At 40.7% G+C, this 26,371-nt stretch carries 19 protein-coding genes; 1 reads left to right on the top strand and 18 read right to left on the bottom strand.

The annotated features are described in order from the left end of the window. Nucleotides 1-8: 8 nt before the first annotated feature. From NPA43_RS08220 to dpaA, 16 genes are all read right to left on the bottom strand, one after another. Nucleotides 9-3,128, bottom strand: coding sequence for an MMPL family transporter (locus NPA43_RS08220; RefSeq protein ID WP_256499584.1), 3,120 nt, complete (start codon nt 3,126-3,128; stop codon nt 9-11). Then, nucleotides 3,106-3,582 (bottom strand): MarR family winged helix-turn-helix transcriptional regulator, encoded by a 477-nt coding sequence (locus tag NPA43_RS08215; protein ID WP_256499583.1) that lies wholly within the window; start codon nt 3,580-3,582, stop codon nt 3,106-3,108. Before NPA43_RS08215 ends, NPA43_RS08220 begins: the two co-directional genes overlap by 23 nt. A gap of 151 nt (nt 3,583-3,733) precedes the next feature. After that, nucleotides 3,734-5,026 (bottom strand): EF-P 5-aminopentanol modification-associated protein YfmH, encoded by a 1,293-nt coding sequence (gene yfmH, locus NPA43_RS08210; protein WP_099725789.1) that lies wholly within the window; start codon nt 5,024-5,026, stop codon nt 3,734-3,736. After that, nucleotides 5,023-6,303 (bottom strand): EF-P 5-aminopentanol modification-associated protein YfmF, encoded by a 1,281-nt coding sequence (gene yfmF, locus NPA43_RS08205; RefSeq protein WP_256499582.1) that lies wholly within the window; start codon nt 6,301-6,303, stop codon nt 5,023-5,025. The genes yfmH and yfmF overlap by 4 nt, the downstream gene beginning before the upstream one ends. A 145-nt stretch (nt 6,304-6,448) precedes the next feature. Further along, nucleotides 6,449-9,565 carry an MMPL family transporter gene (locus NPA43_RS08200; RefSeq protein ID WP_256499581.1) on the bottom strand — a complete coding sequence of 1,039 codons (3,117 nt, stop codon included), beginning with the start codon at nt 9,563-9,565 and terminating at the stop codon, nt 6,449-6,451. Between the two features lie 316 nt (nt 9,566-9,881). Then, nucleotides 9,882-11,111, bottom strand: coding sequence for a bacillibactin exporter BcbE (locus NPA43_RS08195; RefSeq protein WP_230030529.1), 1,230 nt, complete (start codon nt 11,109-11,111; stop codon nt 9,882-9,884). 105 nt (nt 11,112-11,216) lie between these two features. Further along, nucleotides 11,217-11,942: a GntR family transcriptional regulator gene (locus NPA43_RS08190; RefSeq protein ID WP_099725793.1), complete on the bottom strand. Its 726-nt coding sequence runs from the start codon at nt 11,940-11,942 to the stop codon at nt 11,217-11,219. Between the two features lie 164 nt (nt 11,943-12,106). Then, nucleotides 12,107-14,476, bottom strand: coding sequence for an FtsK/SpoIIIE family DNA translocase (locus tag NPA43_RS08185; protein WP_142353648.1), 2,370 nt, complete (start codon nt 14,474-14,476; stop codon nt 12,107-12,109). A gap of 110 nt (nt 14,477-14,586) precedes the next feature. Further along, a complete protein-coding gene (locus NPA43_RS08180; protein WP_034317598.1) occupies nt 14,587-14,823 on the bottom strand; it encodes a YlzJ-like family protein in 237 nt (78 codons plus the stop codon). After that, nucleotides 14,820-15,548: a ClpP family protease gene (locus tag NPA43_RS08175; protein ID WP_230030173.1), complete on the bottom strand. Its 729-nt coding sequence runs from the start codon at nt 15,546-15,548 to the stop codon at nt 14,820-14,822. The genes NPA43_RS08180 and NPA43_RS08175 overlap by 4 nt, the downstream gene beginning before the upstream one ends. Before the next feature lie 120 nt (nt 15,549-15,668). Beyond that, complete coding sequence (rnjB, locus tag NPA43_RS08170) at nt 15,669-17,336, bottom strand: ribonuclease J2 (RefSeq protein WP_099725795.1); 1,668 nt, start codon at nt 17,334-17,336, stop codon at nt 15,669-15,671. A gap of 171 nt (nt 17,337-17,507) precedes the next feature. Next, nucleotides 17,508-18,374, bottom strand: a complete 867-nt coding sequence (gene dapA, locus NPA43_RS08165; RefSeq protein ID WP_099725997.1) for a 4-hydroxy-tetrahydrodipicolinate synthase — start codon at nt 18,372-18,374, stop codon at nt 17,508-17,510. A 30-nt stretch (nt 18,375-18,404) separates the two neighbouring features. Next, nucleotides 18,405-19,619, bottom strand: coding sequence for an aspartate kinase (dapG, locus tag NPA43_RS08160; protein WP_099725796.1), 1,215 nt, complete (start codon nt 19,617-19,619; stop codon nt 18,405-18,407). Nucleotides 19,620-19,711: 92 nt separating this feature from the next. Further along, nucleotides 19,712-20,731 (bottom strand): aspartate-semialdehyde dehydrogenase, encoded by a 1,020-nt coding sequence (asd, locus tag NPA43_RS08155; RefSeq protein ID WP_256499580.1) that lies wholly within the window; start codon nt 20,729-20,731, stop codon nt 19,712-19,714. 139 nt (nt 20,732-20,870) lie between these two features. Next, nucleotides 20,871-21,464, bottom strand: coding sequence for a dipicolinate synthase subunit B (gene dpaB, locus NPA43_RS08150; protein ID WP_099725798.1), 594 nt, complete (start codon nt 21,462-21,464; stop codon nt 20,871-20,873). After that, nucleotides 21,461-22,363 (bottom strand): dipicolinic acid synthetase subunit A, encoded by a 903-nt coding sequence (gene dpaA, locus NPA43_RS08145; RefSeq protein WP_034317620.1) that lies wholly within the window; start codon nt 22,361-22,363, stop codon nt 21,461-21,463. Before dpaA ends, dpaB begins: the two co-directional genes overlap by 4 nt. Nucleotides 22,364-22,605: 242 nt before the next feature. On the opposite strand from dpaA, the gene NPA43_RS08140 reads away from it, so the two are divergent. Further along, the gene (locus NPA43_RS08140) at nt 22,606-23,958 is read left to right on the top strand and encodes an IS1182 family transposase (RefSeq protein WP_256498879.1); all 1,353 of its coding nucleotides are present in this window, start codon (nt 22,606-22,608) and stop codon (nt 23,956-23,958) included. A 106-nt stretch (nt 23,959-24,064) separates the two neighbouring features. On the opposite strand, the gene NPA43_RS08135 is transcribed toward NPA43_RS08140, so the two are convergent. Together NPA43_RS08135 and asnB are read right to left on the bottom strand one after the other, a co-directional pair. Further along, nucleotides 24,065-24,337: a YlmC/YmxH family sporulation protein gene (locus NPA43_RS08135; RefSeq protein ID WP_008344726.1), complete on the bottom strand. Its 273-nt coding sequence runs from the start codon at nt 24,335-24,337 to the stop codon at nt 24,065-24,067. Between the two features lie 62 nt (nt 24,338-24,399). Continuing rightward, nucleotides 24,400-26,361, bottom strand: a complete 1,962-nt coding sequence (gene asnB, locus NPA43_RS08130; protein WP_099725801.1) for an asparagine synthase (glutamine-hydrolyzing) — start codon at nt 26,359-26,361, stop codon at nt 24,400-24,402. Nucleotides 26,362-26,371: the final 10 nt, after the last annotated feature.

Genomic DNA, 26,371 nt, shown 5'->3' with positions numbered 1-26,371 from the left:
TGAAATACCTATTCTTTTCGTTTAAATGGGAACCAGTTTGCGGCTCCGAACAATTTGACCATAACAGGTACGAACAATGGTAGCACAACGAGTGCATACAGTAAAAGTCCTGTTAGGACAAGTGTTGCAATCTGTAAAAGTGACAGCACACCAGAAGGCAGCATCGCTGCAAATGTTCCTGCCAAAATAACGGCAGCAGACATGATGACAGATCCCATATTCTTCATTGATTCGGTCATTGCAAACTGAATGTCTTTTGTTTTGTATTCATTGAACCGTTCCATTAAGAAAATCGAATAATCTACTCCCAGCGCCATCAATATGACAAAGCCAAAGAATGGAACAGCCCAGTTGATGCCCGGATATCCGAAGAATTGGGTGAAAATAAATTCCGTTACACCTATTGCTGTAAAGTAAGTCAAAATGAGTGAACCAACCAAGTAAAGCGGCATGACAATCGACCGGAACAGGATCACCAGGATGAGGAAAATACCGATCATCATGTAAAGAACTGTTTTATTGAAATCTTGGTCTGACAGCTGTTTTAAATCAGCGTTCATACTTGATACACCTGAAACGCCGAATGATGCATCTTTTAGGTTCGTTTCAGGAAGTGCCCGCTCGACAGAAGCTTCCACTTGCTTAATCGTCGACAAGGCTTCATTGCCATATGGATTTTTTTCTAAAATGACATCAATCTTTGTCATTTTGCGGTCATCCGACATATATGAATCAAATACTTGCTTGAATGCTTTATTTTTCAGCACGTCTTTTGGGATAAACCAACCGGCCATGTCTTGATCTGGTGCATTTTTCAGTTCGTCTAAGTAGTCACCTGCACCCATTAACCCGCTTGAAATTTTCTCAAGTCCATCTACACTTTTGTTCAGGCCATCTGTCAGCTTGGTCAGGTTATCACCAAAGCCGCCAATCTTTTCTTTCATTTGTTTTTGACCATCAATCACTTGCCCAGCTCCATTTACAAGCTTTGGCATATTATCAGCTAACTGTCCTTGACCTTTAGACGTTTGATCCAGTCCAGTTTCAATTGCGTCTAAGCCAGCAATGAGCTCATCGATTTGACTCGTCAAGACTTTTTGCTGCTCTGAAGCTTTTGCGATAAAGGCATCCGCTGCTTCAAGCTGTTTTTTGGCTTCTTTAGCTTGTTTGGCATAGCTGTCTGCCTGTTTCGCCCCTTCTTGCAAGGTCGTAGAAAGTTCATTATATGAAGCTTTAATGGCTTGATACGATTGATTTTCTTTTACCTGCGGAATTTGTTTTTCGAGTGTACTAAATTGTTTATTTGCTTGTGTGATTAATGCTTTTACATCCGCTGCGGCAGAGGATGACGTATCCACTTGCGCTAATGCTGCCTTTAATTCTTTGGAAATGCTTTTGTATAGCGATACTTGTTGATTCACTTGTGCAACTTGAGCCATTAATTCCTTTTTCGCACCTTTGATTTTCTCTTTAATGGCTGCTACACCTTTTTTGTTTTGATCGATTCCGCTTTGCAAATCTTTTAACGATTTTTCGACGTTTTGAATGCCTATTTGCACTGATTCTGTACCAGAAATCAATTTGTTAATGCCTTTTCCAGATGATTTGATTTGCGGCGTTTGATCCTCAATGGATTTACTCATTGTCGTCAGTGCATCTTGGATTTTTTTCAAGCCTTCATTACTTTTATCAAGTCCGGTATTTAGATCTTTGGCTTGTGATTTCACGTATAGATCACTCAGCCCTTTACCGACCGGACGTGTCGCACTTCTCACTTTACTTACGCCATCTGTTTGTTCAATTGCACGGCTGAGCTTTTCAACGGCAATCAGCCCTTTATTGTTGTCTAACAGATCAGATGATTTCACCACAATCGTTGCCGGGAGTGCTTCCCCTGGTCCAAATTTGTCAGAAATCGTATTGAACGCATTGACGGATTCATATTTATTACCGATTTCATCAAGATTGTTATAGGAAAGAGTTCCTTTATACATAAGAATTGGCGGAAGTGTGATGATCCCTACGATTAATAAACTAAAAAGCGGTTTCTTAAATGAAAAACGACCTGCTGTTTCCCATATTTTCGATTGCGGGTGGGCAATATCACCTTTAATCGGCCAAAACAACACTTTCCCTAAAACAGCCATGAAAAATGGAACAACGGTAAGTAGTGCCAAGATTAACACGGCGACCCCAACAGCGACTGCAACAGCTGATTTATAAAGCTGGAATTGCGCTAAACCAATACAAGTGAAGCCAATCAGCACAGCAATACCACTGAATAAAACCGTCTTCCCTGCTGTTTTATACGTTGTAATAATCGCTTCAATTTTATCCTTTCCATGTGACAGCTCTTCTTTAAACCGGCTTAGGAGTAAAATACAATAGTCCGTTCCAATCCCAAACATGATCGCGACCATAAAGATCTGGGTAAAGGTTGAAAGCGGAAAGTCTAGATATTTGACTAAGTAAGCTACGATCGATTGACTGACTAAGTAAGAAAGTGCCACTGAGACTAACGGAACGAGTGGTGCCACCGCTGACCTAAAGACAAGTACAAGAACGACTAAAATAAACCCGATCGTAATGAACTCCGTTTTTTTCAGGCCTTCCTGGGAGCTTGTGAGAACATCATCATCGATTAACGGCTGCCCTGTCATTTCAAATTTTAGGTTCAGGCTCTTTAGCTTTTCATTGACTCTTTCTTTAAAATCGGATGCTTTGATTTTACTTGAGTCGTATGTAACTGGAACAAGGAGCGTCGTTTGATCTTTAGAGAGCATTTGTTTTTTGATATCTTTGTTCGCTTCAAAATAAGAAGTGATGTCTTCTACGTGGAGATCTTTATCCTTTTCTAAAATCTCCATTGCCTTTTTTAAAGATGTTTCTCTTTCTTTGACAATGTTCTTTTCTTGAAAAACAATGACGATTGATTTTTCCGTATCTCCGCTATCAGACATTTTCTTTAATAGCCGATCGGCATATGAGGACGGATACCCATCCGGAACAGAAATTTGCCCTTTTTCTTTTGTTAATTGCGCCATATTAGGAGCGGTGATAAGTAACACTGCCGCTAATGCGACCCAAAGGATCGTGATAAGCCATCTACCCTTTATGATTGCTCTCATTATTACTTTGTGCCTCCTCTTCGATGATAATCTGATAAATCTTTTCATATGTTTGAATAAATGATTCCATTTCTTTTTCTTCCAGCTTTTCAAAATAAGATCGAACTAGATCCTGAAGCTGCTTTTCCATTCGGCTGACGACATCTTTGCCCTCTGGCGTGACGTACAGGTGCACACTTCTTCTATCAGCTTGATCGTGCTCACGAACAATATAGTTTTTTGTAAATAGACGGTTCGTCATTGATGTCACAGCACTTTTATTCACATTACATACATAAGCTAGGTCCGTTGATGTACACCCTGGATGTAAATTGATGTATCGAAGCGAGTAATACTGATCAAGGGTAAGCTCTTTATCAAGCTTTTCTGTGATCATACTCGATACTTTTTTCTCCATCATGAGATAAACGTCTGCATACCTCTGAATGAGCTGTGCAATTTTATTTTGTTCCATACGCTGCTCCTTTTAGTTTAAGTGTTTAACTATTAAAGAGTTTAACTAATGACCAAAACAATTGTCAATCATTATCCTCACAAATCAAGCGCTTTCTTCGATTAGACATAAAAAAGACAAACTCCTTTGACCTGAGTTTGTCTTTTTTCATTTATTTTGTTTTCGGGACGACTTTGAAAACAGACATCCGCTCTTCATCAATTTCTTCCTCTAATATCTGCTGAATATCTGTTAATTGGATTTGCTCGAGCACTGGCACGACATCAAATAAGCTCATATCCAAGAACGCATATCTCGTGAATTGATTGGCAATGTATTCTGGAGAGTTCATGGCTTTTAAAAAGCTGCCAATTTTTTTCTTACGCGCGAGCTCGATTTTTTCTTCTGTGATCAGGCTCTTTGCTTGAAGAAGGGTTTCTTTTAATTGTTTTGCCAGTTGATCAGGATCGTTTGTATCCCCGCCAACTGAAGTAAAACCAAAGCCGCCCTCTTCTGTATAATCGTAGCTGAATGTCTCATCAATCAAGCCTTTTTCGTACATCCGCTCATATTGTAAGGAGCTTTTGCCAAACAATGTCTCTAAAATTAGATTCATTCCAAGCTCATGCTTTAGAAGCTGTTTGCCTTTTTTATGCGGGTTTTTTGTTTTCAAACCGAACATACATTTAGAGCCTTGTACGTTCATTTTAAGTTCGTATTCTTTTCGATACACGCTTTCAGGCTCATTGATTTCTTTTCTCTTGATCTCAGGCTGGTCTGTAAACGGTTTTTTCGCCTGATTCGCTCTTACTTGATCTAATATTTGCTTCGGATCAACAGGACCGACAACAAAAAGGAGCATATTGCTTGGGTGATAGAACGTTTCGTAGCATTCATACAAATGATCTTTTGTAATAGGAGCAATGCTCTCTACTGTTCCAGCAATATCAATTCTCACCGGATGTTCTTGATAAAGATTTTCAATCAGGCCAAAGAATAAACGCCAGTCCGGATTGTCATCATACATATTAATTTCTTGACCAATGATGCCCTTTTCTTTTTCGACCGTTTTTTCGGTAAAATAAGGCTCTTGCACAAAATCAATGAGTGTCTCAAGGTTTTGTTCGACATTTGCGGTACTTGAAAATAAATAGGCCGTTCTCGTAAACGTTGTAAAAGCGTTTGCGGCTGCTCCTTGTTTACTAAATGTATGAAACACATCCCCATCTTCTTTTTCAAACAGTTTATGCTCTAAGAAATGGGCAATTCCGTCAGGCACACGGATCATGTCTTCTTTGCCAAGCGGCACAAATTCGTTATCGACAGAGCCATACTTTGTTGTAAAGGTCGCATATGTTTTATTAAACCCTTGCTTCGGCAGCACATAGACGTCTAGTCCGCTGTCCATTTTTTCATGATACACCGTCTCTTGCAGCTGATCGAATTGAATTGTTTTCACCGTCATGAAGCACCCTCCGTTCCTTTAAGAAAATAGGTCGTATCCCATTCGATTTTCTGCCCTACTTTAATGATGTCCTCTTTGGTCACTCGGTCTAACGCTTCTAAAAAGGAATCAAGGGTCTCACCTGTTGGCACGACTGCATGCTGATACAAATATTCCGCTGTCCCATAAGACGTATCAATTGTTTCCAGCAGCTGATTTTTGACGACAGCCTTTGTTTGATCAATCGCTTCATCTGAAAAATCGCCTTTTTGCATCGCATCAAATTGTTCTTTAATGATGTCTACTGCCTCCTGGTAGTTGCCGACTTCAATACCTGACATGACCATCATCAAGCCTTTAAAGCTCTCAAGTCTAGACACAGCGTAGTACGCAAGACTTGCTTTTTCCCGAACATTGATGAATAGCTTGGAATGCGAAAAGCCGCCGAATATGCCATTAAACAAATGCAACGCGGGATAATCTTCATCTGCAATCGTTGTATGCGTGCGAAAGCCAATATTCAGCTTTCCTTGTTTTACGTCTTCTTCATCAATGACTTCGTTTGGTTCTTTTTGTGACCTTGATGATTCGGCGCTTTGTTTGACCGGCTCTCTCTCACTTGTTTTGAAGTATTGCGAGACCATTCGATTGATGTCTTGTTCGTCAACATCTCCCACAACATAGAGATCAAGCTGATTTGATTGAAGCGCATGCTCGTATGCTTCAAAGAGCGTGTTTGCTGTAATATTCTCGATATCTTCCATTTCACCATTGACGTGCAGTGCATATGGTTCACCTTTACACATTTCCTGCACAAGTCTTAAGTTCGAATAACGCATTTTGTCATCATACACTGCCTGGATTCGCTGTTTTAATGTACGTTTTTCTTGCTCTACATATAAATGACTAAACACCCCATTTTCAACGTGCGGGTGAAATAATAGGTCAGACAGCAATGCAATCCCTTTTTCTAGTAAAGGTGTTTGATCTTTTAAATATTTTTCATTCGCCATTTCGAGGCGGAATGTAATGATGTGATTCTCTCCTTTTTTCGCCATGTCAGCCGAAACTGTTGCACCATAGAGCTCATCAAAATAAGCGCGCAATTCTCCTGTTTTCGGCATTTTTTCTGTTCCTCTTAACAGCACATGCGGGAAAAGGGATCGCATGGTGACGTCATCTTTTGATAGAGGCGCAAGCATTTTAAAAAGGATCGTCACTGTTTTAAATTTTTCTGTTTTGACAATATGAGTATGAAGACCGGGTGTACCAAATGTCTTCTCTTGTAAGTACGTCATGAGAAACCTCCTTTGTTCATCCTATTTATTATGTATTAGAACATAGCTGATATATACGTGAAACAGCCATTTAATAGTCATTATATCAATCAGAGGAAAGGATAGGAAATAAAAACGCCTCTGCTATTAGCAGAGACGCTTGTCGTTATTTCATTCTAAAAGGCCACCAATTCCATTTACCAAAAATACGAACCATGACCGGTATAAAGAGCGGTAGAACAACAAAAGCATATAATAATAGTCCAATGAGTACGACCGTTGCAATTTCAACAAGTGATAACACACCCGATGGCAGCATAGCGGCAAAGGTCCCCGCTAAAATGGCAACTGCTGAAATAATGACTGAGCCCATATTTCTCATCGCTGAGATCATTGATGCTTGAACATGCTCTCCCTTCCATTCATTAAAACGATCCATGAGGAAGATCGAATAATCAATGCCGAGTGTGACAAGAATGACAAAGCTGAAAAATGGAACAGCCCAGCTTACACCGTCGTAGCCAAAGAATGTTTTAAAGATCCATTCTGTTAAACCGATGGATGTAAAATACGTTAAAATAAGTGAAAGTGTTAAGTATATCGGCATGACGATTGACCGTAATAATAAAATTAAAATAAAGAAGATGCCAATTAACATGAAAATCACCGTTCTGATAAAGTCACCGTCAGACGTTTCCTTTAAGTCAACATTTAAGCTTGAGATACCGGATACACCGTAATTGGCATTTTTCAGTCCACTTACAGGTAAATATTGATCAAGGGTATCCTCGATTTTGGCTACACCTTTCATCGCTTCATTACTGTATGGATTCACGTTTAAAATGACTTCAAAGGTCGTTAATTTACGATCTGGAGACATATACGTATCGAATATTCTCTTAAACTCTTGGCGTTTTAATATTTCTTTCGGGATAAACCAGCCCGTTACTTCTTCATCTGGCGCTTGCTGAAGCTGCTTTAAGTAGCTGTCAGCCTCGGTGAAGCCGCTTTTGACTTGCTCAAGCCCTGAAATACTTTCATCTAAACCATCTGTTAATAATGTCAGTTTTGATGATAGCTGGTTAAAGCCTTTTTTGATGGCTTTTTGGCCACCTGTCAGCTGATCTGCGCCATCTTCGATTTTAGGCATTTCTTTGATTAATTGTTTTTGCCCTTCATTTGTTTGATCAAGACCATCATAAATTTCATCCAGCCCTGTCATTAGCGCTTGTACTTGACGCTTTACTTGTTTTTGCTTGCTTGATAAGGTTTGAATCACTTGATCTGCTTTCTTGATCTTTTGTTTAAAGGCAGATGCTTCATCTTCATATAAGCTCATTTGATCTCCAGCTTGATCAAGCATTCCTTTCGTGTCTTTGAATACTTTTTTGATTTCCTTATATTCATCCATATCTTTTACTTCTGGAAGCCGATTTTCAAGTGCTTCAAATGATAGATTCTCATAGGATTGTTTTACTTTCTTAATGGTTGTCATCAGCTGCTGATTCGATTTCGCATGACGTTCCAGCGTACTCACCACTCGTTCAAGCTCTTGAATCATGACTTCACTGCTGCGATATTCTTGTTCTAATTCTTTTTTCGCTTCTTTGATTTTACTTCGAATGGTGCCTACGCCATCTTTACTGCGCCTGACCCCATCTTCTAAAGAAATCAGGGATTTCCTTACTTCTCCGATACCGTTTTTGATGGCTTTTGTACCATCAATCAGCTGGTCAATACCTTTAGCAGATTCTTCAATTTTTGGTTTTTGTTTGAGAAGGGCTAGGTTTGTTTCGGTCAAGCCATCAGAAATTTTCCCGATTCCTTCATGACCTTTCCCAAGTTCTCCTCCCAGCTCTTTCGCTTGAGAGGTGACGTACAGCTGACTTAACCCGTCTCCAACAGGACGAGTGACACTGCGAACTGCTTTTACTTCCTCAATGTCATATAATTTACGGGTCAGTTTTTCAATCAAGACAATATTTTCTTGATTATCTAGCTTATTGTCACTTTCGACTAGTACATTCAGCGGCAGCGCTTCGCCAAAGCCAAATTGCTCTGATATCGTATTAAATGCAGACACTGACTCATACTTTGTCCCAATCTCATTTAAACTGTTGTAAGAAAGGGTGCCGTCATACATCAGGATAGGAGGTACAGTGATAAGTGCGACTAAACCTAAGCTAATCAGCGGCCTTTTGAATGAAAAGCGCCCAGCCCATTCCCACAGCTTACTTTGGGGATGCCGGATGTTTTCTCTTTTAGATGGCCAGAAAAGGGATTTTCCAAAGACGGTCATAAAAAAAGGAACAATCGTGACAAGGGCAATTAGCAGGATGCCAACCCCTACGGCAACACTGACGGCTGATTGATACAATTGGAATTTAGCAAAACCAATACTTGAGAAGCCGACTAACACAGCTAAGCCACTGAAAAATACCGTTTTTCCTGCACATTGATACGTGATGATAATCGACTCTTTGACATCACGTCCCTGACCAATCTCCTCTTTAAAACGGCTTAAAAGCAATATACAGTAATCCGTTCCTATACCGAACATAATGGCTACCATAAAAATCTGAGTAAAATTAGATAGAGGAAATTGCGTATATTCTACTAGAAAAGCCACAATACACCGACTGACGGCGTAAGAAATGCCGATCGTAATGAGCGGAACAACAGGTGCCAATATTGATCTGAATACAACGATTAAAATAAAGAAAATAAAAATCATCGTAATAAGTTCAGTTTTCTTCAGACCTTGTTGAGAGCTTTTAATAACATCTGAATCCACAAATTTTTGACCCGTCATTTCATATGAGACGTCGTAGGGCTTTAAAACTTCCTTAATTTGTTCTTTAATCTTCACAGCTTTTGTTTCGTAGTGGTCGAATTTGAATGGAACAAGAAGTGTACTTTTATCCTTTGATAAAAGTTGTTTTTGAATGTCCGGATCTACATGAAAGTATGAAGTAATTCCGTCAATGTGGAGTTCTGGGGCATGTGTCATGAGTGCAGCTAAAGCCTTTTTTAATTCCTGCTCTTTCGCAGGGAACAGATGTTGTTCGGAGAATACAATCACACCAGTATCTTTTTTCCCGTTATGATCTGATAGCTTATCCAATAAGTGAAGTGCCTCAGCTGTTGGTGTCCCCTCCGGAACCTTTAATTGCCCTTTTTCTCTTGTTAATTCCTCTAAATCGGGCGCAGTAATAAACAGAATAACAGCTGTTATCATCCACACCATTAATACAATCCATCTTGCTTTAATAATTTGCAACATAGCTGCTTCAAGCTCCTTCTAGTTCATCAATCAATTTGCTGTATTTGAGCGTGTCTGAAGTGCTGACTTCGTCTCCTTCAACGTGCTAATGGCAGGATGACCTATTCAATTGTCCTTTCGTGTTGAAGAAACACATATCCATCATCAGCCACGAGCTCAATTTCTGCCTAAAGAAAGACAGAAAATGAATGTTTTCCACACCTCCTATTTGGGATAATTTAAAAGATATTACTATACATTAGTTTAACTATCAAAATTTTACATGTCAATTTATAAAAAAGAAAAAAGATGGCAAAATAGCATCTTTTTTCTACGTTTAAACCGTTTTCAATTGTTCACTTTCATCCTTTTCATCTGGCTGGATGAAAAAGAGCACCAAAAATAATGAAATGAGACTGCAAATAGTCGAGAGAATAAAAACGATTGAGTCTCCTTTATCCATGAGATAGGCGTAAATCGGAGGTCCTAAAGCGACACCGATAAACCGCATGCTGCTATAAAATGACGTAATGGTCCCGCACTGCTCTTTTTCAATTCCTTCTGTAATCAGCGCATCTAGTGCAGGAAGAACAATACCAATCCCCACTCCGCCAATGCTTAAACAGATAAATAAGACGTAAAAACTGTGATTCCACCATAAAAAAAGATAGGAAATTGATAAAAGGGCCATGCCTACGATTAGAAAGATTCTCATTTTCCCCTTTTCTTTTCCAATCGTTTTCCCAGCAATGTAGGAACTTATCGATAAAAAAAGGAGCGGTATACTAAGCAGCAGCCCTTTTTTGACCCCCTTTATTTGATACGCCGCCTCTAGGTTATCGGATAAGTAAAAGAGCACACCAAAAAGAAGAAACATAATAAAACCGCCAATAGCAAAAATGGCATAAAGCCAGCGTCCCTCATGCTTGAAAATGGTCTTTGTTGATTTTAAAAATTCTTTAAAAGTAGGCGGGTCCTCCTCTTTCTTCGCAGTCTCGACCATAAACAGTACCATGAGAAAGCTTATGATCGAAAAGAACGGAATGAACCAAAACGGCACAAACCAAAACCATAAAGCAAGAAGTGCCCCAATAATAGGACTTAGTACCTTTCCAGCTGTATTAGAGGTTTCAATGGCTCCAAGCCCCGCACTGACCTCTTCATCATCATGAAACAAATCTCCTATAAACGGCATGACGACAGGTGCCGCTCCAGCTGAGCCAACACCTTGAAGGACCCTGCCAAACAGAATCCACATGTAGGGTTCTTTCATGATGGTTGAGGCAACAGCTGCCACAGCTCCCCCAAGTCCTGCAATTAAGAGGCACGGCAGGAGCACCTTTTTCCGCCCAATCCGGTCAGATAAATAACCGGCAATAGGAATACATAAGATTGCCACAACGGAGTATACCGTAATAATGAGTGAGACTTGAAAGGAAGTGATCGAGAGTTTCTTTTCTATCTCAGGCAATACTGGTATCAACATCGAATTCCCAAGCGTCATGATTAGAGGCACTGATGATAATGCAATAATATTCTTTTTACTGACTGTTTTCTCGCCCAACATCATTCACCCAATTCTATATACTGTTACGTATTAGTGTGGCAAGTTTTATGGGTTTTATGTATGGACAAACAAAAAGCAACCGCCTATGGAAGAGCGACCGCTTAGTTAAAATCGTTTACGTATGACATGAAAGCTGAATTTATCCGCTCGAAAGTAATTGAGTGAGTATAAGACCGGCTGATCATCCTGATCATAGTGCATTTGTTTCAGTAATAGTAACGCCGTTTCAGGATCACATTCTAGTATCGGTGAGACCTGATCGTGATAGCCAATTGGTTCGATGTCAGCAACTGCATATTTAATCCCGCTGTGTGGTTCTCTTCCAAACAGCTCAAAAAGTGACTCTTCTTCATGAGTAAAAGAAGCAGGGAGATGCTTGACCGGAATCTTATCTAAACAATAGACGACTGGCTGTCCATCTGCCGTTCGAACCCGTTCCATTGAAAAAATCTCATCAGATTCATCACACTGAAAACGAATGACATCATTCTCTGTCGGCTCCCCTTCTTGCGAAGATAAAAAGATGGTACCTGGCGTCATATTGACCTGCTCAATCATTTTCGTGACACTTGTCAGCTGTTCAATACCTGTTGAAAAGAGCGGCCTTGAATTGACAAAAGTCCCCACACCATGCCTTCTAATTAAATACTTCTCTTCTTCTAATATACGAAGGGCTTCACGCAGTGTCGCTCTGCTCACGCCTAAAAGCTTTGAGAGCTCAAACTCTGAAGGCAGCTTTTCTTTTTCCGCATATACGCCTGTTTGAATATCTTCTTTAATACGGTCAATCACTTTCAAATATAAATGGCGATTGTCTGTTTTGGTCGACATGTTTTCCCTCCGTCTAATCAATGCAAATGATAAGATGAGAAATCTCTATTCCGAGATAAGATGAACATAACTATATCATGTTTTTGTAAATAAATAAATAGTCTGACATCCAGTTAACATAATCATTATACCGTTGACTTTGTTTTAGGAAAGCTCTCTTCTATTTATGAAGAGAGCTCGTCATATTGTTCTTTTGAGAGCAGAACTTCTCTCGGTTTACTTCCTTCATATGGGCCTACAACCCCTCGCTCTTCCATTGCGTCAATCAGACGTGCCGCTCGTGTATAACCGATGCGGAATCTTCTTTGAAGCATAGAGACAGAAGCTGTCTGCATGCCGATGATGAGTTCCACTGCTTCATCATATAGATCATCTTCGACAGCTGCAAGCTGATCCTGCGTTTCTTCAGTTGGAATCATTTCTTCTTGATATTGCGCTTTTTGCTGGGTGATGACATGATCAACGACATGTTCCACTTCTTCATCTGATAAAAAGGCGCCTTGCACACGAACCGGCTTATTTGCTCCAACAGGTAAAAACAGCATATCCCCTCTGCCGAGCAGTTTTTCTGCGCCTCCCATATCAAGGATCGTCCTTGAATCTGTTTGGGAGGATACACTAAAGGCGATACGGGATGGGATATTGGCTTTAATGACACCTGTAATGACATCAACAGAAGGTCTTTGTGTGGCGATAATTAAATGAATCCCGGCAGCACGAGCCATTTGAGAAAGTCTTGTAATGGAATCTTCCACATCAGAGGAAGCAACCATCATTAAATCTGCAAGCTCGTCTACAATGACGACAATATAAGGAAGTTCTGGCTGCTTTGCCTCTTCTGATTGATTCATTCGTTTAATGTAATCATTGTATCCTTCAATATTCCTTGTCCCTGTATGAGAAAACAATTCATAGCGGCGCTCCATTTCACTGACTACTTTTTTGAGTGCCTGTGAGGCTTTCTTTGGATCCGTTACAACTGGAGCCAAAAGATGCGGAATGCCATTATAAACATTTAATTCAACCATTTTAGGATCAATCATCATCATCTTCACTTCATGAGGTTTCGCTCTCATGAGAATACTTGTGATAATGCCATTGATACATACACTTTTTCCGCTTCCAGTCGAGCCTGCTACAAGCAAATGCGGCATTTTGTTCATTTCAGCGAGCACGGCTTCACCTGAAATATTTCGACCAAGTCCAATGAGCAGTTTTGCATTTGGACGGTCATTTTGCTTCGATTCTAAGACCTCTTTTAAAGAAACCATGGCAATTTCTGCATTAGGAACTTCTATCCCGATGGCTGATTTTCCAGGAATCGGCGCTTCAATCCGAATGTCTTTTGCTGCTAGGGCAAGGGCTAAATCATCACTTAAGTTCACAATCTTACTTACCTTGACGCCGACATCTGGGTATACTTCATATTTGGTCACAGCCGGCCCTAAATGAACCTGAGTGACTTTCGCCTTTACACCAAAGCTTTGAAACGTTTTTTCAAGCTTCCTTGCATTTTCGTAAATATTTTTCTTATCTGTTTGCTGGCCTGAATGCTGCGGCTCTGCCAAAATATCAAGAGACGGCAATTCGTAATCTTTGTTTTCCAGTTCAGTAAACGTCATAGGCGGAGCTTCTTTTGGTTCATCAGCCGTACCTTGAGATGGTGCACTTTGCACGGACTCTTGAAGCGGTTCTGAGTCTTTTATTACCTGCTCTTTTTGAACCGGCGGGGTGAGAATGTCATCCCTGTCTGCAAAGCTTGAAATAATGGGCTGACTATTGTCAGAAGCCGGTGTTTCCTCCTCGATCAAGATATGATCATCTTCGTCATCTTCTTGAATGCGTGAACGCTTTTTCTTTTCACCTGTTTTCTGAGCGGGTGCGCTCTTTTTCGCCTGCCTGATCCCCTTCATATCTTGAACAAACGCCTTCCACTGCTTCACCATAAATTGTGATACAGGGAGTGTCACTTTTTTGACCATTTCTTGCAGTGATCGATTTGTGATCAGAACAATTCCAATCAGCATGAGAACAATCGCCATGATTTGAGAGCCTGCTTGTGCAAATAAGAAATACGAAGCAGCAAATAATACGGCACCGATCATGCCGCCTCCTAAATCAGGTGACCCAGTCTCACCTTTCATGTCCATTAAGAAAAGTTCAAACGTATTTCTGATCACACTTTGAGAGCCTATGACTCCTGCAGATGACAGGTGCTGAAAAAGCTTCACATGTGACAAAAGCAAGATACTTGCAATGATGCAGTATAGACCTACTTTTCTTCTTGTCAACATATCTGGGATTTGTTTTTTCCAAAAGATCGTCACACCAAAAAGAAATAATCCGATAAGGCAGAGAATAAACCATTCACCTGCAAAGAATCGGAATAGATGTACAAAGGTTTGTCCAACAACACCTAGCTGTAAAATGGCAATGATCGCTATGGCAATAAAGACTAACCCATTTAATTCATATTTCAGTTTTAGCTGTTTATTTTGTTTTTTTCTCGTTTTACGTTTCCTCTTTTTAGCCATACTCATCACCTTACTACGAAAGAAAATATAACCTACCGAAAGATCAGAAAGAAAGCAGCCTGGTTTTGGCTGCATCTTGTTGTAAGTTTTCCCTTTATTATAGCATAGAATCATTCATATGAGTCGGTTTGATTGGTGCCTAAATGTAACTTCAATCGCTTGCCTGGTGCAAGCTCTTGATTCAAAAAGTCCATTGGATTGGTGCTCATCACTTGAACAATTTCTGCTTCATCTTCTTTCATTTCAACCATCACTGGCACGCCTTGAATGTTCACCTGCTGTAGTTTGCGGTCTCCTTGATCCTCAGCGTAAATGGCTTCATAGGGCATAGGTGTATATAAAATCATTGGATCAGCCCCTCATTTTGAGCTGCCTTGTCTCCAATGAGTTCGTTCAACTTTTTAATCGCCTGTCCAACGCCGCCTACTTCATTCATGAGTCCATATTCTGCTGCCTCATGACCAACAACATTTGTTCCAATGTCTCTTGTCAAATTGCCTTTTGAAAACATGAGTTCTTTAAACTTCTCTTCTGTAATGTCTGAGTGGCTTGTGACAAAATTAATGACTCTTTCCTGCATTTTATCTAAGTATTCAAAGGTTTGCGGGACACCAATCACAAGACCGGTTAAACGCACAGGATGAATGGTCATAGTGGCTGTTTCTGCAATATAGGAATAGTCACACGATACAGCGATTGGGACACCAATTGAGTGGCCGCCGCCGAGCACAATCGATACAGTCGGTTTCGATAGTGACGCCAGCATTTCTGCAATGGCTAGACCCGCTTCTACATCGCCGCCCACTGTGTTTAAGATGATTAAAAGCCCTTCGATTTTTGGGTTTTGTTCAACTGCTACGATTTGCGGAATGACATGTTCGTATTTGGTTGTTTTATTTTGTGGAGGAAGCTGCATGTGACCTTCAATTTGTCCAATAATGGTGAGGCAATGTATATTTGTATCCTGTGGCAACTGCGGTACTGCTGTTTCACCAAGCTGCTGTATTTTGCTCATAATGCTATCTTTTTCTTCTGGCTTTCGCTCAGGCTGCTGTTCATTCTTTTCGTCCATTTGTCTCCATCCTTTCCTAAAAACTCTCTTCCTATTATGAACAAGAAGGTCGTATTCCATCCGCATTCCTAACGCCACATCAAAAAAGCCCAAAGAGCTTGGGCTCCTTGGGCTTTCTCATCACACTTCCATAATAATTGGAATGATCATCGGCTTACGTTTTGTTTTTTCATATAGGAATTGATTTAATACATCGCGCATGGATTGTTTCAGTGTTGACCATTCAACAATAGAGTTTTCCGTTTGCTCTTTGACAATTCCTTTTACCATCTCTGTTGCTTTCACAATCAGCTCTTCGGATTCTCTTACATAAACAAATCCTCTTGTGATGATTTCAGGTCCAGAAATTAATTGTTTCTTTTGTTTATCGAGCGTAATGACCACAATTAAGATCCCATCTTGAGACAGTAGGCGTCTATCGCGTAAAACAATGTTACCGATATCTCCAACGCCAAGACCATCAATCAAAATGTTACCTTGGTGAACTTTTTCGCCGATCTTTACGTTCTGTCCTCTGAATTCAACAACATCCCCTTTATCAATCAAGAAAATGTCACTGCGTTTCATTCCCACTTCTTCAGCAATACGAGAATGTGCTTTTTGCATACGATATTCGCCATTCACTGGAATTAAATACTTTGGCTTTAGTAAGTTCAGCATCAGTTTTAACTCTTCTTGACAGCCATGTCCAGATACATGTACACGCTTTTGAGCAAAAATGACCTGTGCTCCGCTTCTTGTGAGGAAATCAACTGTTTTTGAATACGTGAGTTCTTGTCCAGGAAGAGGTGTAGACGCAATCACAACGGTATCACCTTTTTCAATATGAAGCTGTTTGTGATTTTGTTTGGCCATTTTTGTTAAAGCAGCAAGAGGCTCTCCATGGCTTCCAGCCGTCAGAATGACCACATCGTTTTTCGCCATTTTCTTCACTTCTTGAACTGGCACAAATAATTCTTCGTCTGCTGTGACATAACCAAGCTTGATTGCCAGCTGAAGAGTTGTCATCATATTCTTTCCTGCTACTGCAAGCTTACGGCCATTTTGAATGGTTGCATTAATGATCTGCTGTACACGGTTAATATTTGATGAAGATACAGCGACTATCACACGATTCTCAGCATTGTACATCGCATTTGAGATTTCATCTTGGACGATCGCCTCAGACGGTGTATAGCCTGGTTTTTCAGCATTCACACTATCTGAAAGAAGTGCTAAAACGCCATTGTTTCCAATTTTCGCAATCTCTCCGATGTCACAGGCTTGGTTAAGCGCTGGGGTTTGATCAAATTTAAAATCACCTGTGCATACGATTGAACCAAGAGAGGTTTTGAAGCTGATCCCGACCGAATCAGGAATACTATGATTCGTTCTAAAGAATGATACTTTTGTTGTTTCAAATGTAATGACCGATTTCGCATGTACCTCGCGCAAATCAGCTTTTTGATTGAAGCCATATTGCTTTAATTTTTCTCGAAGTAACGCAAGGGTCAGCTTCGTTCCGTAGACTGGTACAGACAATTTACTCAAGGCATGGAATACGCCTCCGATTGCCTCATCATGTCCGTGGGTAAGAAAAATTGCTTTCACCCGATCAGCTCGTTCAGTTAAATAAGAGATATCAGGAATAACCACGTCAATGCCCAGCATTTCGTTTTCTGGATGCATTAAACCTGCATCTACAACATATATGTCTGAATCAATTTCAATGACATATAAGTTTTTCCCGATTTCTCCAACGCCTCCCAGTGCAATAATTCTTACGTTCTCTGTATTTTTCTTTTTCAAAATTCTTATCCTCCTAGTCTCAAGCCCGTCCATCATCGCTTAATGCTATTATAACTGAATCTAATTTTAGAAAACAAGATGAAGTCACATTTTAAGAAAGTGTTTATGTATAAAAAACGGTCATACTCAGGGGCATCTGAGAATGACCGCTTACGAAATTATTTGTTTTGATCAGCTATTTAATACGCCGCTCAAATCCAGTCTCTCTTCTTCTGACAAAGGCAAAAGCGGGAGACGAACAGATCCGACATCTAGTCCTTTCAGCTGAAGGGCTGTTTTGACAGGCGTTGGATTTGGCGCTGAGAAAAGCTGTTTCATGATTGGAAGCAGCTTTTGATGGATCAATGCTGCATTGGCTGTTTGACCTGAAGCATAGCTTTTAAGCATTTGCTGCATATCAAGTCCTACGATATGAGACGCCACAGAGACGACTCCTGTTGCACCAACAGCTACAGCAGGAAGTGTTAAGCTGTCGTCACCTGAATATACGTCGAAGTCTTCTGGCGTCTCTGCAATGATTTTTGTCATGGCATCTAGATCGCCGCTTGCTTCTTTGATCGCGACAATATTTGGTATTTGTGCTAGCTTAATCGTTGTTTCTGGTGCTAATGAAGCAACCGTTCTTCCTGGTACATTGTAAAGCATGACAGGAAGAGATGTAGACTCGGCAATTGCTTTAAAGTGTGCATACATGCCTTCCTGTGATGGCTTGTTGTAGTAAGGTACGACAAGCATCACTGCATCAACGCCCGCTTCTTCTGCTTTTTTCGTTAGTTTAATAGACGCATTTGTGTTATTACTGCCTGTTCCTGCAATGATTTTACAACGACCATTTGCTAATTTCACCGATTGCTGAAAAAGAGCGACCTTTTCTTCAGTCGATAAAGTTGGCGATTCGCCTGTTGTACCTGCAACGACTAAAGAGTCACTGCCGTTTTTTAACAAGTAATCAATGAGAATTGATAACTTTTGGAAATCAATGTTGCCCTTTTTATCAAAAGGTGTAATCATAGCTGTTGCGATATTTCCGAAATTCATTTTTTTCACCTCATCATGATTCAATCACATTTATCTTGAAAGTTCAAACACTTCATGCAGGGCATTGACAGCCGCTCTCATGTTTTCTTCGTGCACTAGCACCCAAATGGTCGTATGACTGTCTGCTGATTGTAAAATCGGAATGTTTTGCTCTGATAGAGCCGATACAATTTTAGATGTGACACCTGGTACACCCATGATGCCTGCTCCAACAGCTGATACTTTCGCGCAATTTGTTGTCACAACAGGTGTATAGCCGAGGTCTTTTAGGATCGACGTTGCCTTTTCAGTCATTCCACCTGTCACTGTATACACAATTTCACTCGGTGTAATGTTGAAGAAATCGACACTGATTTGTGCGTTTGCCATTGCTTTGAAGACCTCTGTTTGTACGCTGTATTGCCCTTCTTTCGCCGGGACTTTGATTTGCGTCACATCATTGACATGTGCAATACCCGTAATGAGGCGGTCATACACATCATGACTCATTTTATCTGAGTAGTGTGACGTCACAAGTGTGCCCTCATCATCAGAGTATGTTGAGCGGACCCTCATTGGTACTTTTGCTTGCATGGCAATTTCAACAGCCCTCGGGTGAATAACTTTCGCCCCTTGATATGCGAGGTTGCAAATTTCAGTATATGTCACGACTCTCAGTGGTTTTGCATTTTTTACGATGCGGGGATCTGCTGTCATAACCCCTTCTACATCTGTAAAGATATCGATAAAGTCTGCCTGCAATGCAGCGCCTAAAGCAGCTGCTGACGTATCACTGCCGCCTCGTCCAATCGTTGTCACGTCTCCATTTTTCGCGGCTCCCTGGAACCCAGCGACAACGACAACATCATGCTCAGAAAGTGCCGCTTCAAGACGTTCACATTTCATGTCAATAATTTTCGCATTCGTATGCTCTTGATCTGTCACAAAGCCTGCCTGTGCACCTGTCATCGCTACAGCCTTTAGCCCGTTTTCATTCAGCATACTTGAAAACACAACAGCTGAAATATTTTCTCCGCAAGAAACGAGCAGGTCTTTTTCTCTGTTTGTCATGTGCTGCACGCTGCCATAAAGCAATCCAAGCAGCGTATCTGTCGCATAAGGATCGCCTTTTCGTCCCATTGCAGAAACGACTACAACCGATTTATAGCCTTTCTCTTTCGCAGATAAGATATGTGCAAGTGCCCTTTTTCTACCTTGATCATCTTTGACAGATGTACCGCCAAATTTTTGGACAATTATTTTCACTGTTTTCACTCCAAGTTCATTCTGACGTAACAGAAGAGAGCAGGCGAAAGATGCCTAACTCTCTTCTGTTCGTCCTCATCATCCATTGAATGTTAAACTAATTTTAATGCTTTTAAGCTTTCTGCAATTTGAACTGAGTTCCATGCAGCGCCTTTCAGCAGGTTATCAGATACAATCCACAAATGGAACCCGTTTGGACGGTCCAAATCTTTCCGAATGCGGCCGACAAATACGTCATTTTTTCCAACAGCATCTGCAGGCATTGGATAAATTTGCTGAGATGGATCATCTTGCAATGTAATACCTGGTGCATCTTTTAGAATTGACTTGATGTCATCAACCGTTGCGTCATTTGATTCTAGTTCAACGTAAACAGATTCTGAATGTCCCGTTTCAATTGGAAGTCTCACACATGTTGCCGCTACTTCTAGCTCTGGCATATGCATAATTTTTTTCGTTTCGTTGATCATTTTCATTTCTTCAAATGTATAGCCATTGTCTTGGAATTTATCAATTTGCGGAATCGCATTAAATGCAATTTGATAAGGCATGACTTCTGGTGTTACATCTTCTTTATTTAAAATGGCTTGCGTCTGGCTGTATAGTTCGTCAATTGCTTCATGTCCTGCACCTGATACTGCCTGGTATGTGGACACAATGACTTTTTTCATTCCATACGCCTGACGAAGCGGTTCTAATGCCGCCACCATTTGAATAGTTGAACAGTTAGGGTTTGCAATGATCCCTTGATGGTCATGCAAATCTTTTTCGTTTACCTCTGGTACGACAAGAGGGATATTTTCGTCCATACGAAAAGCACTTGTGTTGTCTACAACAATCGCACCTCGTTTGACTGCTTCAGGAGCTAGCGCCTTGGAAACATTTCCTCCAGCACTGAATAGTGCAATGTTGACCCCTTCAAAGCTTTCAGGTGTTGCTTCTTGAACGGTATACTCTTGACCTCTGAATGTCACTTTTGTTCCCGCGGAACGTTTTGAGGATAGTAGAGTAAGTGTATCCATTTCAAAATCTCTGTCAGCTAGTGTTTTTAACATTTGTTGACCGACAGCTCCAGTCGCTCCAACTACAGCTACATGCAATCCTCTTCCCATCAGTAAAACTCCTTCCGACCCATCCATGATTCTTTTCTTTCGGATGGCCATCCTATGACTTTTTACATTTTATTTTACCATAGAAAAGCAAGGCTTGAAGCATCTTTTTTGAATCTTTCATGATTTTCTAGTGAATCTATTAATCGTTTGGTCCAATTAAAATCGGCTGAATTTGTCTATGCTGAAGCGCCTCTTCTACTGTTTGAGAAAGAAGGTCCATATTCGCTACCATAGATGTCGGTTTTTTGAATGGATCATCTTGGCCAAATGGAATAAAGAAAATGTTCTTTGTCGACATCAGCCTCATGAGATTTGTACCATTTAAGCCTAATGCATCGTTTGTCGAGATGCCTAGAACGACGGGACGATGATTTCGAATGGTTGCTTTTGCAGCCATTAAAACAGGACTGTCTGTCATGGCATTTGCGAATTTCGCCATGGAGTTTCCTGTTAAAGGTGCAATGACCATACAATCGAGTGGAAGCTTAGGTCCGAGCGGCTCTGCTTTTACGATAGAGTCAATCGCTTGAAATCCCGTCAGTTTCTCAATCCGCTCAATCCAGTCGGCTCCTTCTCCAAATCTTGTATTCGTGCTTTGCACCGTATACGACACCACAGGACGCACCTCTGCCCCTTCTTTCACAAGTGCTTCAATTTGCGGAAAAACGGCTTCATACGTACAGTGGGAACCTGTTAAACCAAAGCCGATTCTTTTCCCTCTTAATGTTGTCATGATTCCATCCCCCTTTTTTCCTCCGCAAGTTCACATAAGAGCCCGGAAAGCACTTTTGCAATGATTTGCCCTGCGGTCTTTGGTGCTACAATCCCTGGAAGACCTGGTGCAAGAAGCGCCTTCACTCCGTGCTTTTGCGCAAAGTCAAAATCTGTTCCGCCTGGGCGGGAGGCGATATCCAAAATGAGTGTCTTCGGTGTCATACTGACGATAACAGATGAATCTAATACTAAGCTCGGAATCGTATTGATGATGATATCAACATCTGTTACTTCTTCTTTTAAACGATCCATTGAAAACGGATCAAGTCCCATTTCAAAGGCTCGAGCTAAATGGGCTGTATCTGCAGCACCTACTTTCACATCCGCACCTAGTGCCCGAAATGTGCGGGCAATTGTGAGCCCTGTTCTCCCAAGCCCGAGGACAGCGACATGTGATCCATGAATCGTATAGTCCGTTTGCTGAATGGCCATCATGATAATCCCTTCAACTGTTGGAATAGAGTTATATATGGCAATATCATCGCGCTCAAACAGCTTCACAAGCTTCCGGTTCACCTGCTTTGCCAGATTGTCTAAGTACGTATTAGAAATACCTGAGTACAAGGTACAATGTGCTGGAGTTCTTTCTAAATATTCTGCTTCCAGCACGACCTGCTCATTTGAGAAAACTGTGGCGACGACGCCTTCATCTGTTGCACCTGATACCGGCAGAATCATACTGTCTACCTGTTCAAATGGAAGTTCTGACATTTTAAGCTTTTCAGCACCGATAAACCCATGATCCAGCTGATCAAATCCGACCAAAAACACTTTGGCATGCTGCTGTGACAGCTTGCGAATGATTTCAAGCTGCCTTGCATCTCCCCCGATCACCGCAACCGTTAAACCGCTCAACATACTGACCGTTCACCTTCTTTATTTAAAAAAGTCTGTAATATTTTCTGAATCTCCCTTTCAGCATATGAGGAGAGGATTCAGCCTGTGAACAAATCGGGAAGAGAAAAGAAAAAGAGCACCCTTTTATGATGGGTGCTCTTCAGGCTGTCGAGAAAATCTCGACAGCTTTATTTTTTTCCTTAAAATTTACATCTCCTCATTTTATAATAGAGAAAAACCCACTAAAGGAAGGTGTCTTTCTCATGTTCCACACTAGAAATTCTTCTCAGCACCAAGCCGAATTTGTATTGCTAGATCAACTGGTCGAAGAGGATCACCTGCTTCGTAAAATTGATCAGTACATTGATTTTTCATTTATCATAGACAAAGTAAAACCATATTATAGTGAGAATAAAGGTCGCCCTTCTCTTGATCCACTCATTCTGTTCAAAATGATGTTTATCGGATACCTGTATGGTATCCGTTCAGAAAGACAGCTTGAAAAAGAAATTTACTATAACATGGCGTATAGATGGTTTTTAGGTTTGAATATCAATGACCCCGTTCCTCATCATTCCACCATTAGTTGGAATCGTCGTACTCGATTTACAGATACAACGATTTTTCAAGATATTTTTGATGAGATTGTGCTACAAGCCATCAATCACGATATGGTTGGAGGTCGTGTCCTTTTTACCGATTCAACCCATCTAAAAGCGAATGCCAATAAACATAAATATACGAGAAAAACGATCGAACAAGATACTCAGAACTATATGAAAGAATTAGATGAAGCCGTTCAAGAAGATCGAGAGGTACACGGAAAAAAGCCCTTAAAGGAAAAAGAGGAGGTGAAAACGAAAAAAGACATTCGCCAAAGTACGACTGATCCTGAAAGTGGCTATCTTTATCGTGAAAATAAGCCTGAAGGCTTTTTCTATCTAGACCACCGTACAACAGATATGAAATACAATATCATCACTGATGCCCATGTCACGCCCGGTAATGTCCATGATTCTGTTCCCTATCTTGATCGATTAGATCTCCAAATCGCACGATTTGGTTTTCAAGTAGAAGCTGTTGCCCTTGATTCTGGTTATTTAACAACACCAATCTGTAAAGGTTTATCTGATCGACATATTTTTGGTGTTATTGCCCATAGACGTTTTCATCCAACAAGAGGATTATTTGAGAAGTGGAAATTTCAGTATGATTCTAAACATGATCATTACATATGTCCAAATGGTGAGAAGCTTTTATATACGACAACTGATCGAAAAGGTTATAGGTTCTACAAATCAGATCCTAAAAAATGTGCATCGTGTCCTTTTCTTGAAAGCTGTACAAGATCTAAAAATCATCAAAAAGTGATCTCAAGACACGTGTGGGAAGAACATAAAGAAAAGATCAGACAAAATCGTCTATCTGTCTCTGGAAAAGAGCTATATAAAAAAAGAAAAGAAAAAATAGAGCGAAGCTTTGCAGATTCAAAACAACTGCACGGGCTTCGCTACTGCCGGTTGAGGGGAAAACAGAATGTGAGTGAGCAAGTTCTTCTCACAGCTGCGTGCCAGAACATGAAGAAGATTGCCACACACCTAGCGAAGCTAGGCTAGGTGTGTGGGAGGCCTTTTTCAATACATTTCATTCTTCATACATACGTTAAAAATAAAAAAGATTGTAGAAAAACATGAGTTTCTCTACAATCTGAAGAGCACCCTTTTATGATGGGTGCTCTTTTTCCCCGTGCGGCTGCAGTTCTTCAGGCACATCGAGAATGATCATATCTGATCCTATTTTTTGAATGTGATTCCACGGAACGCGGATGTCATTTCCTTGTTTTCGAAAGCCAAACCACTTGACGGAAGGTATGATGAGTGCTGTAATCTGACCGTCCTGTTCATTTATTTCAAGGTCGGTTTGTCCCAGCACGCCAAGCCGCTCCGCTCTTTTGATATCGACGATCTCTTTTCCTGACAGCTCACTTAGCCTCAAAATCGCATCACTTCCCTTCCATATCATATATGCAGCAGACAGGGGGAATAGACCGGATGTATTTAACGGCCAGATGGCAGAGGAAGACGCGCCGACTTGATATAGTGATCATGCCATAGCTCCAAATTGTAGAGCATCCAAACTTTTTGGTCAGCTCCATTTTTGTTTTTCTGATTCGGGTCATTTCTTAAGAATTGTTCTAGCGGCTTTCTTTGAAATAATTCAGTTGCAAAGCTTTGTTCATCAAGAAGCTTCTCTTCGATTTCTCCCATCCTTTTGCTCATCCAATGATACACAGGAACCGGAAAGCCCATTTTTCTTCTATATAATATACGCTTATCCACCGTTTGCTCCATTGTCTTTTTTAACATATATTTCGGAATATCTTGTACCTCGCTTGTTTTAAGACTCGATTGAAAAAATGCTTGCAGCCTGCTAGGTAATCCCTTGTAAGGAAGTTTATATTTAAAAGGCATGTCATTGACAAATTGGATGATTCGATGATCAAGAAACGGAACGCGCGCTTCAAGACCGTGTGACATGGTCATGATATCAAGCCGGTCTAACAGATTCGGCAGATGGATCTGCTGAAATAAATAGAGCAATTTGTTTTCATACGACTGTCCTTCCATTTTTTGAAAGCACTGCGCGATAAACTGATCCATGTGCGAATTGGAAGAATCGAATGAGGCAGCTTGATGATCTAAAAGCTGCCCTTTTTCTCCTGCAGTAAACCACGCATACCTTCTTTTGTAATGATCCATTTCATCTTCAAGGTGGATAAATTGATGCAATTGCTGCTGAAAGGATGGATCAAATAATAATCTTGAAAGCATTGGTGACAGCTTTCGGCTTTTTTGAAGCAGCAAAATTTTCCGCCAATCTGCCGGACTTCTAAACACCCGTCCATACCCTGCAAACAATTCATCTGCTCCTTCACCGCATAAAACAACCGTCACATGCTTTTTTGCTTCCTGTGACATGCGGTAAAAAGCGACTTCATGAGGAATGGAGAGAGGGTGATCTCTACGCTTTACAACTTCAGGCAATAATTGAAAATACTCTTCTTCACTCATTCGATGTGAGTGGAGCTTGACATTGTATTGGTCTGCTGCCAGCTTGGCATAACTTTCTTCAGAAAATCCTTTCTCTTCAAAACTGGTCGAAAAACAATGAATATCATCGTTAGCATACTTGGACATGAAAGCAACAATAGAAGTCGAATCCACCCCGCCGCTCAAAAAAGCTCCAACTGGCACATCTGACATCATCTGTTTTTGTACAGAATCTTGAAGTAATTCAAATAAGGCTTTTTGATAATAGTGTTCTCCTCGATCGATCCCATCCGACGGGAGAGGATATTGCCAATAGGCCTCTTTTGTTATTCCTGTTTCATCCATTTTCAAAAAGACGCCTGGAGGTAATTTATGAATTCCTTGAAAGAAAGTCTGTTCCCCGATGGAATAACGGAATGATAAATAACTGATGACAGCCTCAGGCTGAACGACAGTTTGTATGTCTGGATGCTGAAGAAGTGACTTCATTTCTGACCCAAAAACAAGCCCTCCCCGGCATTCTGAAAAATAAAGCGGCTTAATCCCAGACCGATCTCTAAATAAATAAAATACTTTCTTCTTTCGATCCCATATAGCAGCTGAAAACATTCCATTTAATTGCTCAATAAATGAAATCCCGTATTCTTCATAGCCATGAACCAGTACCTCTGTATCTGTCTGCGTACGAAACGTATGACCTTTATTCCATAGGTCTTCTCTCAATTCTTGAAAATTATAGATCTCTCCATTTAGAATCACAAATATAGAATCGTCTTCATTCGTCATTGGCTGAGGGCCAGAATGAATATCGATAATTGAAAGCCGCGTATGAACCAAACCAACTGATTCGTCTTGATATACACCACTATCATCAGGTCCACGCACAGCAAGTGCGTTTTTCATATTTAGTAAGATGTGATGGTCAAGTGGTGCTTGGTTAAAATGACAATAACCTGCAATGCCGCACATAGACACGTCT

The organism is Bacillus pumilus (genome assembly GCF_024498355.1).
Classification (GTDB): domain Bacteria; phylum Bacillota; class Bacilli; order Bacillales; family Bacillaceae; genus Bacillus; species Bacillus pumilus_P.
This window is presented reverse-complemented; position numbering and strand designations above follow the sequence as displayed.

What these genes read in the sequence shown, in the direction of transcription:
- yfmF (WP_256499582.1), bottom strand. Translation starts at nt 6,303, where the DNA reads ATGACGTACTTACAAGAGAAGACATTTGGTACACCCGGTCTTCATACT.
- asnB (WP_099725801.1), bottom strand. Translation starts at nt 26,361, where the DNA reads ATGTGCGGCATTGCAGGTTATTGTCATTTTAACCAAGCACCACTTGAC.
- yfmH (WP_099725789.1), bottom strand. Translation starts at nt 5,026, where the DNA reads ATGACGGTGAAAACAATTCAATTCGATCAGCTGCAAGAGACGGTGTAT.
- NPA43_RS08175 (WP_230030173.1), bottom strand. Translation starts at nt 15,548, where the DNA reads ATGGACGAAAAGAATGAACAGCAGCCTGAGCGAAAGCCAGAAGAAAAA.
- NPA43_RS08190 (WP_099725793.1), bottom strand. Translation starts at nt 11,942, where the DNA reads ATGTCGACCAAAACAGACAATCGCCATTTATATTTGAAAGTGATTGAC.
- NPA43_RS08180 (WP_034317598.1), bottom strand. Translation starts at nt 14,823, where the DNA reads ATGATTTTATATACACCTATGCCCTATGAAGCCATTTACGCTGAGGAT.
- NPA43_RS08140 (WP_256498879.1), top strand. Translation starts at nt 22,606, where the DNA reads ATGTTCCACACTAGAAATTCTTCTCAGCACCAAGCCGAATTTGTATTG.
- dpaA (WP_034317620.1), bottom strand. Translation starts at nt 22,363, where the DNA reads ATGTTGAGCGGTTTAACGGTTGCGGTGATCGGGGGAGATGCAAGGCAG.
- asd (WP_256499580.1), bottom strand. Translation starts at nt 20,731, where the DNA reads ATGGGAAGAGGATTGCATGTAGCTGTAGTTGGAGCGACTGGAGCTGTC.
- dapA (WP_099725997.1), bottom strand. Translation starts at nt 18,374, where the DNA reads ATGAATTTCGGAAATATCGCAACAGCTATGATTACACCTTTTGATAAA.
- dpaB (WP_099725798.1), bottom strand. Translation starts at nt 21,464, where the DNA reads ATGACAACATTAAGAGGGAAAAGAATCGGCTTTGGTTTAACAGGTTCC.
- NPA43_RS08185 (WP_142353648.1), bottom strand. Translation starts at nt 14,476, where the DNA reads ATGGCTAAAAAGAGGAAACGTAAAACGAGAAAAAAACAAAATAAACAG.
- NPA43_RS08220 (WP_256499584.1), bottom strand. Translation starts at nt 3,128, where the DNA reads ATGAGAGCAATCATAAAGGGTAGATGGCTTATCACGATCCTTTGGGTC.
- NPA43_RS08195 (WP_230030529.1), bottom strand. Translation starts at nt 11,111, where the DNA reads ATGTTGGGCGAGAAAACAGTCAGTAAAAAGAATATTATTGCATTATCA.
- NPA43_RS08215 (WP_256499583.1), bottom strand. Translation starts at nt 3,582, where the DNA reads ATGGAACAAAATAAAATTGCACAGCTCATTCAGAGGTATGCAGACGTT.
- NPA43_RS08200 (WP_256499581.1), bottom strand. Translation starts at nt 9,565, where the DNA reads ATGTTGCAAATTATTAAAGCAAGATGGATTGTATTAATGGTGTGGATG.